Annotated in this window: 12 protein-coding genes; 10 read left to right on the top strand and 2 right to left on the bottom strand. The window is 64.0% G+C overall.

Features of this window, described 5'->3' with window-relative positions:
• The first annotated feature begins 13 nt into the window (after positions 1–13).
• The 5 genes from CK224_RS07130 (at position 14) to CK224_RS07110 (ending at position 7,818) form a co-directional block, all read left to right on the top strand.
• Positions 14–1,159 (top strand): hypothetical protein, encoded by a 1,146-nt coding sequence (locus tag CK224_RS07130; protein ID WP_095781260.1) that lies wholly within the window; start codon positions 14–16, stop codon positions 1,157–1,159.
• Positions 1,160–1,183: 24 nt separating this feature from the next.
• Positions 1,184–3,094, top strand: a complete 1,911-nt coding sequence (locus CK224_RS07125; protein WP_095781259.1) for an ATP-binding protein — start codon at positions 1,184–1,186, stop codon at positions 3,092–3,094.
• A gap of 220 nt (positions 3,095–3,314) precedes the next feature.
• Complete coding sequence (locus tag CK224_RS07120; RefSeq protein ID WP_095781258.1) at positions 3,315–4,622, top strand: DUF6638 family protein; 1,308 nt, start codon at positions 3,315–3,317, stop codon at positions 4,620–4,622.
• A gap of 15 nt (positions 4,623–4,637) precedes the next feature.
• On the top strand, positions 4,638–5,762 hold the full coding sequence (locus CK224_RS07115; protein WP_095781257.1) for a DUF2333 family protein: 1,125 nt from the start codon (positions 4,638–4,640) through the stop codon (positions 5,760–5,762).
• Positions 5,763–6,138: 376 nt separating this feature from the next.
• Positions 6,139–7,818, top strand: a complete 1,680-nt coding sequence (locus CK224_RS07110; protein ID WP_095781256.1) for a formate--tetrahydrofolate ligase — start codon at positions 6,139–6,141, stop codon at positions 7,816–7,818.
• Positions 7,819–7,992: 174 nt separating this feature from the next.
• Here CK224_RS07110 and CK224_RS07105 read toward each other — a convergent pair whose 3' ends face one another.
• Positions 7,993–8,628, bottom strand: a complete 636-nt coding sequence (locus CK224_RS07105) for a cysteine hydrolase family protein (protein ID WP_095781255.1) — start codon at positions 8,626–8,628, stop codon at positions 7,993–7,995.
• Positions 8,629–8,756: 128 nt separating this feature from the next.
• Between CK224_RS07105 and CK224_RS07100 the strand changes: the two genes are divergently transcribed.
• On the top strand, positions 8,757–9,740 hold the full coding sequence (locus CK224_RS07100; RefSeq protein WP_095781464.1) for a helix-turn-helix domain-containing protein: 984 nt from the start codon (positions 8,757–8,759) through the stop codon (positions 9,738–9,740).
• Here CK224_RS07100 and CK224_RS07095 read toward each other — a convergent pair.
• Positions 9,727–10,284, bottom strand: a complete 558-nt coding sequence (locus CK224_RS07095; RefSeq protein WP_095781254.1) for a sugar O-acetyltransferase — start codon at positions 10,282–10,284, stop codon at positions 9,727–9,729. The genes CK224_RS07100 and CK224_RS07095 overlap by 14 nt on opposite strands.
• Before the next feature lie 133 nt (positions 10,285–10,417).
• Here CK224_RS07095 and CK224_RS07090 point away from each other — a divergent pair, with 133 nt between their 5' ends.
• The 4 genes from CK224_RS07090 (at position 10,418) to CK224_RS07075 (ending at position 15,886) form a co-directional block, all read left to right on the top strand.
• Entirely contained in the window at positions 10,418–10,879 is a 462-nt protein-coding gene (locus CK224_RS07090; RefSeq protein ID WP_095781463.1) for a DUF4126 family protein, read from the top strand.
• The gene (locus CK224_RS07085) at positions 10,876–12,252 is read left to right on the top strand and encodes an FAD-containing oxidoreductase (protein WP_095781253.1); all 1,377 of its coding nucleotides are present in this window, start codon (positions 10,876–10,878) and stop codon (positions 12,250–12,252) included. Before CK224_RS07090 ends, CK224_RS07085 begins: the two co-directional genes overlap by 4 nt.
• Positions 12,253–12,405: 153 nt before the next feature.
• Entirely contained in the window at positions 12,406–13,461 is a 1,056-nt protein-coding gene (locus CK224_RS07080; protein WP_095781252.1) for a succinylglutamate desuccinylase/aspartoacylase family protein, read from the top strand.
• 235 nt (positions 13,462–13,696) lie between these two features.
• On the top strand, positions 13,697–15,886 hold the full coding sequence (locus tag CK224_RS07075; protein ID WP_095781251.1) for an anthranilate synthase: 2,190 nt from the start codon (positions 13,697–13,699) through the stop codon (positions 15,884–15,886).
• Positions 15,887–15,888: the final 2 nt, after the last annotated feature.

Genomic DNA, 15,888 nt, shown 5'->3' with positions numbered 1-15,888 from the left:
ACACGGCGGTGCCATGACCCCCGAAAATGAAGCGGCGGCGCGCTACTTCTTCGCCATCACCGCGGCGCTGAGCGGGCTGGAAGTGTTCATGCGCGACGACCGCTCGCCGCTCTACCGGCACGGCATCATCGCCAAGATCGTCGCCGAATACATCGCCCGCTTGGAAAATTCATTCGACTGCTGGCGCAACCGGCTGGGCTTCATGGATACGTTCCGCATTTCGCGCGCCGACAGCGGCTATCCGGTGTTCCAGAACCTGCTCGAATTGGAGAACGACCGCCGACAGGCGGATAGCCGGCTGGCCAACATTCCGCAGGCCGGCGAGTTGCGCGAGGAGATGGCCGACTTCATCCTGCGCCACAAGGAATTTCCTGTGGCGCTGCAAAGGTCGATGGCCGAGCGGCTCTACCTGGAGGGCGTCAAGAGCGAGACCACCTTCGGTCCGTTCACCCTGGCGCAGACGGCCAAAGTCTCGGTCAATCCCAAGACCATGCGGCCTTACTACCTCGTCCACTGGGCCTCGTTCGACGGCAGCGCCAACCTGCCGCTGATCTATATGGTGACGGTCGAGGACTCCTCCGAGAGCATGGTGCGACAGCTCGTCGACGCGAACGGCAAGCTGAACGAGAAGATCGACATTCCGCTTCCCGTCGATGGCCTGCTCAACCCCGAGCTTGCCCACCGCTTCGACGATTTCACCGAGAAGAATTCCGCGTACACGCTGTCGCCGGCGACCATCGCGGTCAATCTCGACAAGGATTTCGAGCCGCTGCACCCGAAGCAGTTGCGGCGCGTCGTGCTCGGCCCGTTCTATTCGGCCGGGATCACCGAGAACAATTCGACGGTGACCGAGGTTCTGGCCAAGGTGCGCAAGCCGGAGAACGCCTGGCTGCTCACCTGGACCATCCAGGAAGTCTTTTCCAAGTCCGAGAAGCCCGGCCGCAAGGGGCTGTTCTCCAGCGAAAAGTCTACGCAGGAATTCTTCATCAACACCGACGACCTCGAAGCCGCGCGCCAAGGCGTCTCCAGCTACGAGAACCACGCGCTGATCCCGCACGAGGCCTATCAGGCGCTCTATGCCGCGGGCGAAGCGCAGAAGATCTTTTCCGGCTACAAGGTCCACATCCTGTCCAAAGGGCAGGTCATCAGCGATGTGTGACCGTCGAATCGCGGAGTATCCGTAATGGACACCGGGCTGACCACGATCTCGGAATCGACAATCGAAAAGCATCGCGCCACCGCGCAGAGCTTCATCACCCGCATCGTCGTGCTGGAGGATCCATCGCGCGAGTCCGGCACCGCGCTCGCCGGCACCAACCGGCGCTTCGTCTCGACCGTCTCGGCCGGTTCAGTGCGCCGCACGCGCGAGGTCGAACTGTCGAAAACGGTCGCCGCGATCCATCCCGACGACCAGCTGATGAGCATCCCCCAGCACATGCTTCTCTACCGCGCCCGCCGCGGCCTGGCGATCGCGCTGGCCATATCGGATGTCTTTGCCGAGGGATCCGATCTCGAAAGCCTGCAGGCCAAGAACGCGCGTGCCCCGCTCGAAGGCGACGAGGCGGCGACATTCAAGAAGCTGCTGTCGGCCTCCGCCTACGTTTCGGCTTTCAGCTTCGCCTCCTACCTGTTCCAGCTGATCGACAGCGACGGCGAGGCGCCGAACGACAGTCCCGAACCCGACTTCCTGTTCGACACGCCGCAGGACGCGGTGAAGTCGATCGTGGCAGGCCTCGACAAGGCGATTGCCGGCTCCAAGGACGATGCCGATCTGATGACCAGGGCGCGCGCATTCGCCCGCGTCGCCATCGACGGGCTGCTCGCGCGCAAGGGGCGCTTCGACGGCATCGGTCCGTTCGAGAACGCGCATATCCGCATTGATGCCGACGACTTCACCCTCGACGGTTTCGACGTCGCGCCCGGCAAGCGCTTGAAGCCGCTGGTGATGACCTTCAAGAGGCCGGAAGAGGTCGTCGGCAATCACATTGCCAAATACCAGTCGGTGAAGCTCGCCAAGATGCTGATGGCCTATGATTTCGAACGCGAGCTGAACCCCTTCGTCGAGCTCGGCGGCTTTCTGTTCACCTTCATCGGCGATGGCGCGCCAGGCACAGGCAAGACGACGCTGATCCAAATGATCGCCGGCCTCGTCAACAACTACTGTCAGGTGGCCGGCTATCCCTTCGTCTACGAGAATTTCGGGGTCGACCAGATTTCTTCCTACCAGGGCAAGTCCGGCCAGAACTGCCGGCAGTTCATCAACAACGTGCTCAATCCGCGGGCCATCGGTTTCGGCACCATCGACGACATCGACCAGGTTGCGGCGCGCCGCTCCGATGACCGCGCATCCGCCGGCCAGCAGGAGATCACGGGCGTCCTCATGGACGCATTCGCCGGCGCTTCCACCGTGGTGCGCGGCAACTGCTCCTTCGGCATGTTTTCCAACTACCCCGAAAATGTCGACGATGCGCTGCGCCAGCGCGCCGGCGCCCGCTGGCTGGTCGACGGCCCGCAGAGCCGCGACGACTACATCGACATCTTCGTGCTGCTCGCCGGCAAGAACCACAAGATCCCGCTGGGCAAGCACGAGCTCTATGCCGCGCAGGAAATCCAGCGCGCGGTGACTGCGGCTTATGAGGAGCACGAGAAGCCGCAGGAAGATGGGCTGATGAAGGTCTATGAGCGCTACATGAAGGAAAACGGCGCGCCGAAGACGATGGCCGATATCGGCACCTACCTGCACATGATCAAGGATGCCGAACCGCGCTTCACCGGCCGCGCCATCAAGAACGTCACCGACGCCATCAAGATGCGCGCCATGGACATCGAGCTGCCGGACGACTGGTTCGAGAAGCCGGAAGCCTTCATGCACAAGAGCTACGACGACAAGAAGGCGATGATCGAGGAGTTGCGCGGGCCGTTCTCGATGGACATGGTCATGCAGGAGATCAACCGCTACGCCGATTCCGAATTCCGCTACTCCGACAAGTCCGACGACGCGGCGGTCGAGAAGCTTTTGCGCGATGCGCGTCTGCGCGAACGCGCCGTGCGCGAGATGGAGGAGCTGAAGAAAAGGGGGCTTTGGAATGCGTAACTTGCGCCAACACCCCCTTCTCCCCTTGCGGGAGAAGGTGTCGCCGCAGGCGACGGTTGAGGGGTGTTCCAGCTTGGCATCGACGGCATTCCGGCCAACACCCCTCATCCGTCTCGGCGCTGCGCGCCGATCCACCTTCTCCCACAAGGGGAGAAGGAGGGTCTGCGTCCCTCGTCCGCCCTTCAGGCACCTTCTCCCCGTGAACGGGGAGAAGGCATAGATGACCCGTCCCGCCAAAAAGCCCGACCTTCTGCGCGACAACGAGCTGATCTATGGTAGGCTGCTCGTGGTCGACGAGCCGCATCTCATCCAGCGCTACAACAAGGCTCTCGTCGCCTTCGGCCTCGAGCCGACCAAGCTGACGAGCTTCCAGATCGACCGCACTGGTTTCTCGCCCGAGGTGGCCGAGGAATGCGGCGACTACGGCTATCTCGATCCCAACGAGGTCAACCGGCGCTTCATCATCCTGACGCCGTCCCAGATCGACCTGCCGGTCGTGCACACCGCCTTCTCCAACACCTCGCAGCTGATGTTCGAGTTCATGTCCAAGAACCAGCGCGCCATCGACGCGCTGACCATCAAGGACGTCATCTACGGCGAGATCGAGGACTCCGTCCCCAAGGTCGACGACATCGAGGACCTGCTGTCGATCAATCAGGTCGAGTTCAAGGTATTGTCGGCCGAGGACGTGCTCGGCAAGGCGGCCGAGCTCGGCAAGCTGGTCGACCGGCTGAAGCAGGAACCCGACGCCTGGCGCGACAACGCCATGCTCGAGCGCATGGTCGGCCTCGCCAAGGTCTGCGGCGACATCCGCGAGAACGCCCTGGTGCCCGATCAGGTGATCTTCCGCCACAACGCCTACTGGACCAGCCATTTCGGCGGGCTGTACGTCTTCGTCGACCCCGAGATGACGACGGTGATCAGCGATCCGGCTGCGCCCGGCTTCCGCCGCTCGCGGCCCTGGCAGGTGAGCTATCTGTCGATTAACGACGCCGACAGGGTGTTCCGCTTCCTCGCCGCCACCGGCCGTCTTGACCTGCCGCGCGCTTCCTGGATCGAGACCTCGGGCTATCTGGAGCACCGCGCCGAGATGGTGGTCCGGGCGCTGATCCGCGATGCCGAGCCCAACCGCAACCTGACGGACGTCGACAAGGTCTGGCTGCAGACCTGGATCCACGGCCATGCCGACCTGATTGCCAGCGACGGCAATTTCCCCTTCCTCAACGCCGCCAAGCGCGAGATCGCCCAGTTCGGCCACCTCAAGCTTGAAGATGTGCCGCCGCGCCAGCGCTTCCTGGTTGTGCGCGCCAAGCCCGATCATCCCGATGCTTGGCTCACCAATCAGTTGATCTCGGATTTCGTGCCGCAGGACTTCGTCTCGCGCTACGTCTTCAATAAACCGGGCTTCTACAAGGACTTCGACGGCTTCAGCGATGCATGGCGATCGCATGTTGTGGACGTTCTGAAAACCACATATTTGAAGGACAAGGCTGCATTCCGCGCGCGCCTTTACGGCTTGACGGACTGAGGGGGGACGAGAGCCATGCTTGATCCGATCGTGAATTTCTTCACCCGGATTTTCCAGTGGATCGGCCGCGGCATAGGCTTCGTCGTCGGCATTATTCTCTGGCCGTTCATATGGGCCGGCCGCTGGTACGGCCAGCGCGGCTGGATCCTGAAGGCGGTGGTCGGCCTTGCCTTGCTGGTTTTGATCGGCCTTTACGCCAACTTCTTCTACGCCACCCAGTGGTGGAACAATTTCGACCCGAACTATCCCGACAAATACACCTTCGAGAAGCGCAGCGTCTCGGCCGGCGAGCAGGTCTCCGCCGGCACTGGCACCGACACCGCCAAGACCTGCGGCAACTCAGGGATAGCCCAGGTGGCTGCCGATCTGACGGACTTCAACGTCAACCAGAATGCCTGGGTCTCCTCGATGATCCTTTACAAGCTCGGCTTGTTCGGCATCGACTGGGACCATACGCCGTGGATGGACAACAAGGCCTCCTTCCAGCGCGGCATCAACCAGGCGGTCCGGCGCACCGCCACCGAGCTTGCCGACAATCTCGGCCGCGTGCGCACCACCTCGCAGATCGACGCCGACCTGCAGGATGCACGCGGCAATCTGCAATTCGACGAAGAGACCTGGTATTTCGGCCTCAACCCGTTCGGCCCAAAGACGCCGACGCCGAGCTACTACCGCGATGCCGTGCGCAAGCTGCGCTCCTTCAACGCTCGCCTTGCCAGCTGTCAGGCGACGTTCGATGCCCGCGCCGACAATCTGAAGCAATATATCGACCGCATCGCCAGCGACATCGGCTCGACCTCCGCGATCTTGAAGGAGCGCGCCGAGAACCATAATGACGGCTGGTTCGACTTCCGCGCCGACGACCGCTTCTGGTTCGCCTATGGCCAGCTCTACGCCTATTACGGCCTGATGAAAGCGGCGCAGGCCGACTTCGAGGACGTGATCAAGGAAAAGCACCTGCAGAATTTGTGGGACACCATGGACGCGCAATTCGTCTCGGCACTGCGCATCCAGCCCTTCATCATCGCCAACGGCCGCGAGGACGGCTGGCTGTTGCCGACGCATCTGACGACCATGGGCTTCTATATCCTGCGCGTGCGCTCCAACATGGTCGAGATCAGCAACGTGCTCAGCCAATAGCGCTGCCGCCACAGCAGGAGGGTGGCGGATTTGCGCCGTCGCGTCTGTCGCATTCCGCGCATTGCGCGGCTGTTTTGAGACGGCGGAACGATCCCTGCTCTGGCTTCTATACGCTCGCAACGACCGGGCGCCAAAGACCCTTGGAAGGTCGGCCGGGAACGCAGTAATTTCTTCACAGGAAACATAGTTGCATGAAAGTTGACGCCGTGACAGCGACAGGGTTAGAACATGCCCTTGCGTCCGGGCGGAAACGCAGAACCGCCCTGTTTCCTCGTTTTAACGCAATTCCGGACGGCAGACCGGCTCACACTTTTCCTGGAATTGCTGTAGTGATCGAACCCCTCCCCTCCACCGCCCAATCCAGAGGAAAGCCGTCATGGCCGAAGTGAAGTCCGACATCGAGATCGCGCGCGCCGCCAGGAAGAAACCGATCCAGGAGATCGGCGCCAAGATCGGCATCCCTTACGAGCACCTGCTGCCCTATGGCCACGACAAGGCGAAGGTCTCGGCCGAATTCATCAAATCGGTGCGGGGCAACAAGGACGGCAAGCTGATCCTGGTCACCGCCATCAACCCGACGCCTGCCGGCGAAGGCAAGACGACCACCACGGTCGGCCTCGGCGACGGCCTGAACCGCATCGGCAAGAAGGCGATCGTGTGCATCCGCGAAGCCTCGCTCGGCCCGAACTTCGGCATGAAGGGTGGCGCCGCCGGCGGCGGCCTGGCCCAGGTGGTGCCGATGGACGATATGAACCTCCACTTCACCGGCGACTTCCACGCGATCACCACGGCCCACAACCTGCTTTCGGCGCTGATCGACAACCACATCTACTGGGGCAACGAGCTCGGCATCGATACCCGCCGTGTCGCCTGGCGCCGCGTCATGGACATGAACGACCGGGCGCTGCGCGAGATCATCTGTTCGCTGGGCGGCGTCGCCAACGGCTTCCCTCGCGAGGCCGGCTTCGACATCACCGTCGCTTCGGAAGTCATGGCGATCCTGTGCCTTGCCACCGACCTCAAGGATCTCGAGAAGCGCCTCGGCGACATCATCGTCGCCTACCGCCGCGACAAGTCGCCGGTCTATGCCCGCGACCTCAAGGCCGACGGCGCCATGGCCGTGCTTTTGAAGGACGCCATCCAGCCCAACCTGGTGCAGACGCTGGAGAACAACCCGGCCTTCGTGCATGGCGGCCCGTTCGCCAACATCGCGCATGGCTGCAACTCGGTCGTCGCCACCACGACGGCGCTGAAGCTTGCCGACTACGTCGTGACCGAAGCCGGCTTCGGCGCCGACCTGGGAGCCGAAAAATTCTTCGACATCAAGTGCCGCAAGGCCGGGCTCCAGCCGGCGGCCGCCGTGATCGTCGCCACCGTGCGCGCCATGAAGATGAATGGCGGCATCAAGAAGGAAGATCTCGGCAAGGAAAACATCGAAGCGGTCAAGAAGGGCTGCCTCAACCTCGGCCGTCACATCGAGAACGTGAAGCAGTTCGGCGTGCCGGCGGTGGTGGCGATCAACCACTTCACCACCGACACCGACGCCGAGATCCAGGCGATGAAGGACTTCGTCAAGGCGCAGGGCGCCGAGGCGATCCTGTGCAAGCACTGGGCTCAAGGCTCGGCCGGCATCGAGGACCTGGCGAAGAAGGTCGTCGAGATCGCCGAATCCGGCGCTTCGCAGTTCTCGCCGCTTTACCCGGACGAGATGCCGCTGTTCGAGAAGGTCAACACCATCGTCAAGCGCATCTATCGCGGCGACGAGGCGATCGCCGACAAGTCGATCCGCGACCAGTTGCATGCGTGGGAACAGGCAGGCTACGGCAATCTGCCGGTCTGCATGGCCAAGACCCAGTACTCCTTCTCGACCGACCCGAATCTGCGCGGCGCGCCGACCGGCCATACCGTGCCGGTGCGCGAGGTCAGGCTCTCGGCCGGCGCCGGCTTCGTCGTCATCATCTGCGGCGAGATCATGACCATGCCCGGCCTGCCCAAGTCGCCCTCCTCGGAGAAGATCTTCCTCAATGAGCAGGGCCAGATCGAGGGCCTGTTCTAGGCAGCGTTGGGAGCTGAAACGACCAAGGGCGCCGCACTGCTGCGGCGCCCTTTTTCTTTCGGAGTTGGTGCGGCTAGAGCAGTTCCAGGAAAAGTGTGAGCGGTTTTCCGTCCGGAATTGCGTCAAAAACAAAAAGCCAGAGCATTTCGCCTTTTCCGTGAAACGGTGAATGCTTTAGGCAGCGTTCCGCTTCAGCGCCCGCTGGTTCGACGCATAGATCGTGTCGCGCTCCGGCAGGGCGCCGGTCTTCAGGCAATCGATCCATTCGGCGGTCTTGAGCACCGCGGCGAAGCGCGACTGCAGCACCACGCTCACCACGCGATGGATGTCTTCGGCAGACGCGTAGCCGGCGCTGTTGGCGTAGGGAACCGAGCCGCTGGCATCCGAGAGGAACTCGACGGCAAAGCCCATATGCACCGCATGGATGATGGTCGACAGGTCGCAATTATGCGTCATGTAGCCGACGACCGCGATCGTATCGATGTGGTTGGCGCGCAGCCAGTTCTCGAGGTCGGTGCCTGTGAAGGCGGAGGGCAGCGTCTTCTCGACATAGTGGTCGCGGGCGCGCCCGGCGATCTCGGGATGCAGTTCGCCGCCATGGCTGCCCTTGGCGAAGATCGGCGAAGTCTCCGGCGCCATCTGCTTCACGACAACGACCTTGATGCCGGCAGCAGTGGCGGCGTCCATGGCGCGCGCCACGTTGGCGACGCTGTCGGCGAAGGGCGGATGCTGGATGGCGAGATTGCCGCCATTGTAGTCGTTCTGGACATCGACGACGACGAGTGCGCGGCGTGGCTGGGTGGCTGACATGGCGGTTCCTTTCGAGCGGGTTGATAGGTGGCGAAGCTAGGCCGAACATCTATTCCCAGAAAGCGGCCCAATTGACATTATTCGAAAGAATTGGGACACTCTTTGCCGTAACCCGGTGAATGTCTGCCATGCGCAATCCGATCGTCGCCGTCGTCGCCTTCGACGGCATCAGCCCGTTCCACCTTTCCGTGCCTTGCCTGGTCTTCGGCGCGGACCGCACCAAGCTCGGTCTGCCGCGCTTCGACTTCAGCGTCTGCGCGGCGGAGCAAGGACTTATCCATACCGATGCCGGTTTGAGCATTTCGGTCCCGCACGATCTTTCGGCGCTCGACGAGGCCGACATCGTCATCATCCCAAGCTGGAAGGATCTCGATGCTCCTCTGGCCGCGCCGCTCAAGCATGCGCTCGAACGGGCACATAAGCGCGGCGCGCTGATCGTCGGCCTCTGCCTCGGCACCTTCGCCATCGCCGCCGCCGGACTGCTGGCGGGACGCAAGGCGACCACGCATTGGGCCTATACCGACCAGTTGCGGACGCTGCACCCCGACATCGCCGTCGACGCCGATGTGCTCTATGTCGATGAAGGCGACATCGTCACCTCGGCCGGCGTCGCCGCCGGGCTGGACTGCTGCCTGCACATTGTGCGCGCCCGCTACGGCGCCGAGGCAGCGCTTCGGCTCGCCCGCCACGTCGTGCTGTCGCCGCACCGGCAGGGCGGACAGGCTCAGTTCATCGAGCGCCCGCTCGCGCCGACGCCAAACGCCGACCGGTTCACAAAAGCCCTTGACGGGGTGCGGGCAACGCTTGGCGAAGCTCACACTCTGGACAGCGTCGCCGAAGCAGCTGGCCTCACCCGCCGCACCTTCACGCGTCGCTTCCAGAAGACGACCGGCACCAGCTTTGGCAACTGGCTGGCCGAACAGCGCGTGGCGCTGGCGCAGAGGCTGCTGGAACAGACCGACAAGTCGATGGACATGGTGGCCTTCGAGGCCGGCTTCGGCAGCGCCACGTCGCTGCGCCAGCATTTCGCGGCGCGGCTCAGAACCTCGCCGATGCAGTACCGGCGCGAATTCTCGAAGGGCAGCGCGCAGGTCGCCCTCAGCGGCGTGTAACCACCCGCGCCGGGTTGCCGACCACGGTCGCATCGGCCGGAACGTCGCGCGTCACCACCGCGCCGGCGCCGACGATGGCGCCTTCGCCGATGCTGACGCCGGCGAGGATCACCGCGCTGCCGCCGATCCACGCGTTATCGCCGATCGTCACCGGTTTGGCGATCTCCAATCCGGCCAGCCGCCCGGCGGCCTCGCGGTGATGCTCGGCGCAATAGATCTGCACATTGGGACCAAGCAGCGTCCTCCTGCCGATCTTCACCGGAGCGGTATCGAGAATGGTGCAACCGGCGTTCAGGAAGGCGCCCTCGCCGAGGAACAGGTTGAAGCCGTAAGCGCAGTGGAACGGCGCCTCGATGCGCGCGCCCTCGCCTAGGCCGCCGAGCAGCGCTTGCAGGGCCGCGCCGATGTCGCCGCGCTGTCGGGGCGGCATGCTGTTGTGCTCGAACACCGCATCGCCGGCGGCCACCCGCAGCGCTTCCAGCTCCGGATCGATGCAGCTGTACCATTCACCCGCCGCCATCTTCATGCGCTCGCTTGTCGTCATGGCTGCTCCTCCATTCCCGTCCCGCTGCCAAAGCACAATCCGCCCGACCGGAAAAGCCCATGGCCAAACGCCAGGCCTATGCTAGCTTGCCATCCGCGGAACCGTGCGGGGCTCCGAATTTGAGGGGGTGATGATGCTCTACATTCTGGCATTGCTGATTGGCGTCGTCGCCGGCCTTCGCGCCATGACCGCGCCGGCCGCCGTCGCCTGGGGTTCGTATCTCGGCTGGATCCCGGTCGCCGGCACCTGGGCAAGCTTCATGGGCCACTGGATCGCGGTCGGCATCTTCACCGTCCTGGCGATCGTCGAGCTCGTCACCGACCAGTTGCCGGCGACGCCGAGCCGCAAGGTGCCGCAGCAGTTTGGCGCGCGCATCGTCACGGGCGCCTTCTGCGGCGCAGTGATCGGCGCCACGGCCGGCGCCACCATCGGCGGCCTCATCGCCGGCGCGATCGGCGCGGTGATGGGCACGCTGGGCGGCGCCGAAGCACGCGCAAGGATGGCTGCCGCCTTCGGCAAGGATCCGCCCGCCGCCTTCATCGAGGACGCGGTGGCGATCTTCGGCGGCCTGCTGATCGTGGCGGCGGTCGCATGAGCGCGAAGAACTTCGACGCCATCGTCATCGGCGCCGGCCAGGCCGGCCCTTCGCTCGCCGGCCGGCTCGACGCCGCCGGCATGAGCGTTGCCCTGATCGAGCGCAAGCTTATTGGCGGAACCTGTGTCAACACCGGCTGCATGCCGACCAAGGCGATGGTGGCGAGCGCCTACGCCGCGCATCTTGCCCGCCGCGCCGCCGACTATGGCGTCGCGCTCTCCGGTCCGGTCGGGGTCGACTATCAAAGAATCAAGGCACGCAAGGACAAGGTGACCAACGACGCCCGCGGCAATCTCGAAAGCTGGATCGCGGGGATGAAGGGCTGCACGCTTTATCGCGGCCATGCCAGATTCGAATCCGCTAATACAGTGCGCGTCGGCGACGACCTGCTGACCGCGCCAAAAATCTTCCTCAACACCGGCGGCCGCGCCTCCGTGCCGGACCTGCCCGGCGTCAACGACGTCCCCTATCTCACCAACTCCTCGATGATGGATCTCGATGTGCTGCCCAGCCATCTGGTCGTCGTCGGCGGCAGCTACATCTCGCTCGAATTCGCCCAGATGTTCCGCCGTTTCGGCTCCGAGGTCACGGTGATCGAGAAAGCGCCGCGGCTGACGGGCCGTGAGGACGAAGAGGTCTCGGCCGCGATCCAGTCCATCCTCGAAAACGAAGGCGTCACCGTCCATGTCGGCGCCGAGGACATCGGCTTTGCCAGGCAGGGCAACGGTATCGCCGTGACCTTCTCTGCCGGCAAGCCGCCGGCGGTCGGCTCGCATGTGCTGCTGGCACTCGGCCGTGTCCCCAACACCGACGACCTCGGCCTCGACAAGGCCGGCGTCGAGGTCGACAAGCGCGGCTACATCGTCGTCGACGACCAGTTGCGCACCAATGTGCCCGGCATCTGGGCTATGGGCGACTGCAACGGCAAGGGCGCCTTCACCCACACCTCCTACAACGACTACGAGATCGTCGCCGCCAATCTGCTCGACAACGATCCGCGCAAGGTCAGCGACCGCATCGAGGCCTATGCGCTCTACATCGATCCGCCGCTCGGCCGCTGCGGCATGACCGAGACCGCTGTCAAGAAATCCGGCCGCCGCGCGCTTGTCGGCCAGCGGCCGATGACCCGTGTCGGCCGCGCCGTCGAAAAGGGCGAGACGCAAGGCTTCATGAAGATCCTGGCCGACGCCGACACCGGCGAGATCCTCGGCTGTTCGGTGCTCGGACCGGGCGGCGACGAGGCGATCCACTCTGTGCTCGACCTGATGTATGCCAAGGCGCCGATCTCGACGCTGGCGCGCGCCATGCACATCCACCCCAACGTCTCGGAGCTTCTGCCGACCATCGCCCAGGACTTGAAGCCGCTGGCGTAACGGCAGATCGCCGCTCCACGTCGGGGCTTCTCGATCTTGGCAAACAGTGCTCAAGGCGTCCGACGGTCGGCTTGCGCCTATCGCGCGGGCGGACTGGACCACTGACACCCTGGCCGTAACCATGCATGTCTGGCCACCCAACGGAGGAACCCCATGCAAAAGACCATCGAGCGCATCGCAGGCGACAGCGAAGGCGTTGCTTATGAGTTCCCAGTTTTCCGCTTCGAGGGCACGGACAAGTCGGCGCCCTCGGTCTATCTGCAGGCGGCGCTTCATGCCGGAGAATTGCCGGGTGTCGTCGCCATCGACGCGCTGATGCCGATGCTTGCCAAGGCGGAAGCGGAAGGCCGCATTAGAGGCGCCATCACGTTGGTGCCCTGGGCCAATCCAATCGGTCGGGCGCAATACCATTTCGGCGAGCACCAGGGCCGCTTCAATCTCGGCACCCGCACCAACTTCAACCGTGCCTTCCCGCTGCTTGCCGCGCCGGACGCCAGGCTTTTAGCGGATGTCAACCTCGGCGGCGCCGACCGCCGGCTGAAGAAGCGGCTCGTCGAACTCTCGCTCGGCAACGACATCGTGCTCGATCTCCACTGCGACGATGAAGGCCTTGCCTATCTCTACATTCACACCAGCCTGTGGCCGCATATGGCCGACTGCGCGGCTGCGATGGGCATCGATGCCGTCTTGCTGTGGAGCGAGGACAGTAGCGGCACCTTCGAGGGCGCCTCGATTATGCCCTATCAAAACGTGCCTGCGAGCGTCGCGCGCTTCGACCGGCGCGTCGTCACCACGGTCGAATATCGCGGCATGCTGGATGTCGACAGCAGCTTGGCCGCCTCCGATGCCGCCGGCCTCTACCGCTTGCTGGTGACGCGCGGCGTCATCCGGGACCCTTCCGTCCCGAAGGCGAGCAGCTTCTCCGGCGCCGTCGTACCGCTGGAAAACATCGAAATGATGCCTTCGCCCAAGGCCGGCGCCATCCTTTACGACGTCAAGCCCGGCGACCGCGTCAACAAGGGCGACCGGCTGGCGACGATCGTCCATGCGCCCGGCGAAGCCGGCGGCCGCACCGAGGTGTTCGCGCCCCAGTCGGGCTTCATCCTGACCCGTCGTTCGCGCCGCATCATCCGGGCCGGCGAGGATCTTTTGAAGCTTGCCGGCGACAAGAGGAGCGCCGACGCGCGCTCCGGCACGCTGGAGGACTGACGGGCCGGCTTTACCGTTCGCGTGAAATCCAGTTGCGCGGGCCGTCATTCGCCGCTATGGGAGTCGCCATGAACATGCGTTCGAACAAGACCGTTTGGTGGTGGGCTCGCTGACAGCGGCCGGTTCGAACGCGCATGCGTGAAAATGAGGGTGGCCGCAGCGGAATGTCCGGGCGGCCATTTGTTTTTCCAAGCCATTCCCGGGTCCGTTGCCCAAAACGCTGGTGGAGACGGCAATGACGACTACAGTTCTGGACAACGGGGCGGAGCGCTTCGTCACCGCGGGCGGGGTGACGATCACCCGAGAACGCCATGACCAGCCTTATGAAGGCGCGATCGACGCCTATGTCGACGGCCTGAATTCGCGCCGCGGCGCGGTGTTCTCCTCGAACTATGAATATCCAGGCCGTTACACGCGCTGGGACACGGCCATCATCGATCCGCCGCTGGTGATCTCGGCGCGCGGCCGCGCCATGCGCATCGAGGCGCTGAACCAGCGCGGCGAAGTGCTGCTGCCGGTGATCGGCAAGGCGCTTGCCGAGCTGAGCGAGGTGGCGATTGCCGAGAGCTCGAAAAAGCTGATCCGCCTCGATGTCGCCAAGCCCGGCCGCGTCTTCACCGAGGAAGAGCGCAGCCGCGTGCCGTCCGTCTTCACGGTGCTGCGCGCCATCACGGCTTTGTTCAAGACTGCCGAGGACGCCAATCTCGGCCTTTACGGCGCCTTCGGCTACGATCTCGCCTTCCAGTTCGACCCGGTCGACTACAAGCTCGAGCGTAAGCAGAGCCAGCGCGACCTGGTGCTGTTCCTGCCTGACGAGATCCTCGTCGTCGACCACTATTCGACCAAGGCCTGGACCGACCGCTACGACTATTCCGGCGAAGGGTTTTCCACGGAAGGCTTGGTGCGCGATGCTCATGTCGAGCCGTTCAGGACCGCCGACCGTATCCCGCCGCGCGGCGATCACGAACCCGGCGAATATGCCAATTTGGTGCGCCGGGCGATGGAGAGCTTCAAGCGCGGCGACCTGTTCGAGGTTGTGCCTGGACAGATGTTCTACGAGCGCTGCGAGACCCAGCCCTCGGAGATTTCCCGCAAGCTGAAGTCGATCAACCCCTCACCTTATTCCTTCTTCATCAATCTCGGCGAAAACGAGTACCTGATCGGCGCCTCGCCGGAGATGTTCGTGCGCGTCAACGGCCGTCGGGTCGAGACCTGCCCGATCTCCGGCACCATCAAGCGCGGCGACGACGCCATCTCCGACAGCGAGCAGATCCTCAAGCTGCTCAACTCCAAGAAGGACGAGTCCGAGCTCACCATGTGCTCGGACGTCGACCGCAACGACAAGTCGCGCGTCTGCGAGCCGGGCTCGGTGCGCGTCATCGGCCGCCGCCAGATCGAGATGTATTCGCGCCTGATCCACACCGTCGATCACATCGAGGGACGGCTGCGCGAAGGCATGGACGCCTTCGACGCCTTCCTGTCGCACGCCTGGGCGGTCACCGTCACCGGCGCGCCGAAGCTGTGGGCCATGCGCTTCATCGAGCAGAACGAAAAGAGCCCGCGCGCCTGGTATGGCGGGGCGATCGGCATGGTCAATTTCAACGGCGACATGAACACCGGGCTGACGCTGCGCACCATCCGCATCAAGGACGGTATCGCCGAAGTGCGCGCCGGCGCCACATTGCTTTTCGACAGCGTTCCTGAGGAAGAAGAAGCCGAAACCGAACTGAAGGCATCCGCCATGCTCTCCGCCATACGCGACGCCAAGACCGGCAACGCCGCAGGCACCGAACGCACCACCGCGCGCGTCGGCGACGGCGTCAACATCCTGCTCGTCGACCACGAGGACTCGTTCGTCCACACGCTGGCCAACTACTTCCGCCAGACCGGCGCCACTGTTTCCACCGTGCGCACGCCGGTGCCGGAAGAGGTGTTCGAGCGGTTGAAGCCCGATCTCGTCGTGCTCTCCCCCGGCCCGGGTACGCCGAAGGATTTCGATTGCGCCGCGACCATCAGACGAGCGCGCGCCCGCGACCTGCCGGTCTTCGGCGTCTGTCTCGGCCTGCAGGCGCTGGCCGAAGCCTATGGCGGCGAGTTGCGGCAGTTGCACATTCCGATGCACGGCAAGCCCTCGCGCATCCGTGTCTCGAATCCGGGCATCATCTTCTCGGGGCTGCCCAAGGAAGTGACCGTCGGCCGCTATCATTCGATCTTCGCCGATCCGGTGCGCCTGCCCGAAGGTTTCGTGGTGACGGCCGAGACCGAGGACGGCGTCATCATGGCCTTCGAGCACCGCAAGGAGCCGATCGCCGCCGTTCAGTTCCACCCGGAATCGATCATGACGCTCGGCCACAATGCCGGCATGCGCATCATCGAGAACATCGTTGCGCATCTGCCGCGCAAGGCCAAGGAAAAGGCTGCCTAGCA

It is taken from the genome of Mesorhizobium sp. WSM3862 (genome assembly GCF_002294985.1).
In the GTDB taxonomy this organism is placed as follows: Bacteria; Pseudomonadota; Alphaproteobacteria; order Rhizobiales; family Rhizobiaceae; genus Mesorhizobium.
Note: the sequence above shows the minus strand (reverse complement) of the source record. Positions and strands in the feature narration are given on the sequence as shown.

Excerpts from the sequence above, each read along its gene's own strand:
- CK224_RS07125 (WP_095781259.1), top strand. The coding sequence starts at position 1,184 with ATGGACACCGGGCTGACCACGATCTCGGAATCGACAATCGAAAAGCAT.
- CK224_RS07080 (WP_095781252.1), top strand. The coding sequence starts at position 12,406 with ATGCAAAAGACCATCGAGCGCATCGCAGGCGACAGCGAAGGCGTTGCT.
- CK224_RS07130 (WP_095781260.1), top strand. The coding sequence starts at position 14 with ATGACCCCCGAAAATGAAGCGGCGGCGCGCTACTTCTTCGCCATCACC.
- CK224_RS07090 (WP_095781463.1), top strand. The coding sequence starts at position 10,418 with ATGCTCTACATTCTGGCATTGCTGATTGGCGTCGTCGCCGGCCTTCGC.
- CK224_RS07115 (WP_095781257.1), top strand. The coding sequence starts at position 4,638 with ATGCTTGATCCGATCGTGAATTTCTTCACCCGGATTTTCCAGTGGATC.
- CK224_RS07100 (WP_095781464.1), top strand. The coding sequence starts at position 8,757 with ATGCGCAATCCGATCGTCGCCGTCGTCGCCTTCGACGGCATCAGCCCG.
- CK224_RS07085 (WP_095781253.1), top strand. The coding sequence starts at position 10,876 with ATGAGCGCGAAGAACTTCGACGCCATCGTCATCGGCGCCGGCCAGGCC.
- CK224_RS07110 (WP_095781256.1), top strand. The coding sequence starts at position 6,139 with ATGGCCGAAGTGAAGTCCGACATCGAGATCGCGCGCGCCGCCAGGAAG.
- CK224_RS07105 (WP_095781255.1), bottom strand. The coding sequence starts at position 8,628 with ATGTCAGCCACCCAGCCACGCCGCGCACTCGTCGTCGTCGATGTCCAG.
- CK224_RS07120 (WP_095781258.1), top strand. The coding sequence starts at position 3,315 with ATGACCCGTCCCGCCAAAAAGCCCGACCTTCTGCGCGACAACGAGCTG.
- CK224_RS07095 (WP_095781254.1), bottom strand. The coding sequence starts at position 10,284 with ATGACGACAAGCGAGCGCATGAAGATGGCGGCGGGTGAATGGTACAGC.
- CK224_RS07075 (WP_095781251.1), top strand. The coding sequence starts at position 13,697 with ATGACGACTACAGTTCTGGACAACGGGGCGGAGCGCTTCGTCACCGCG.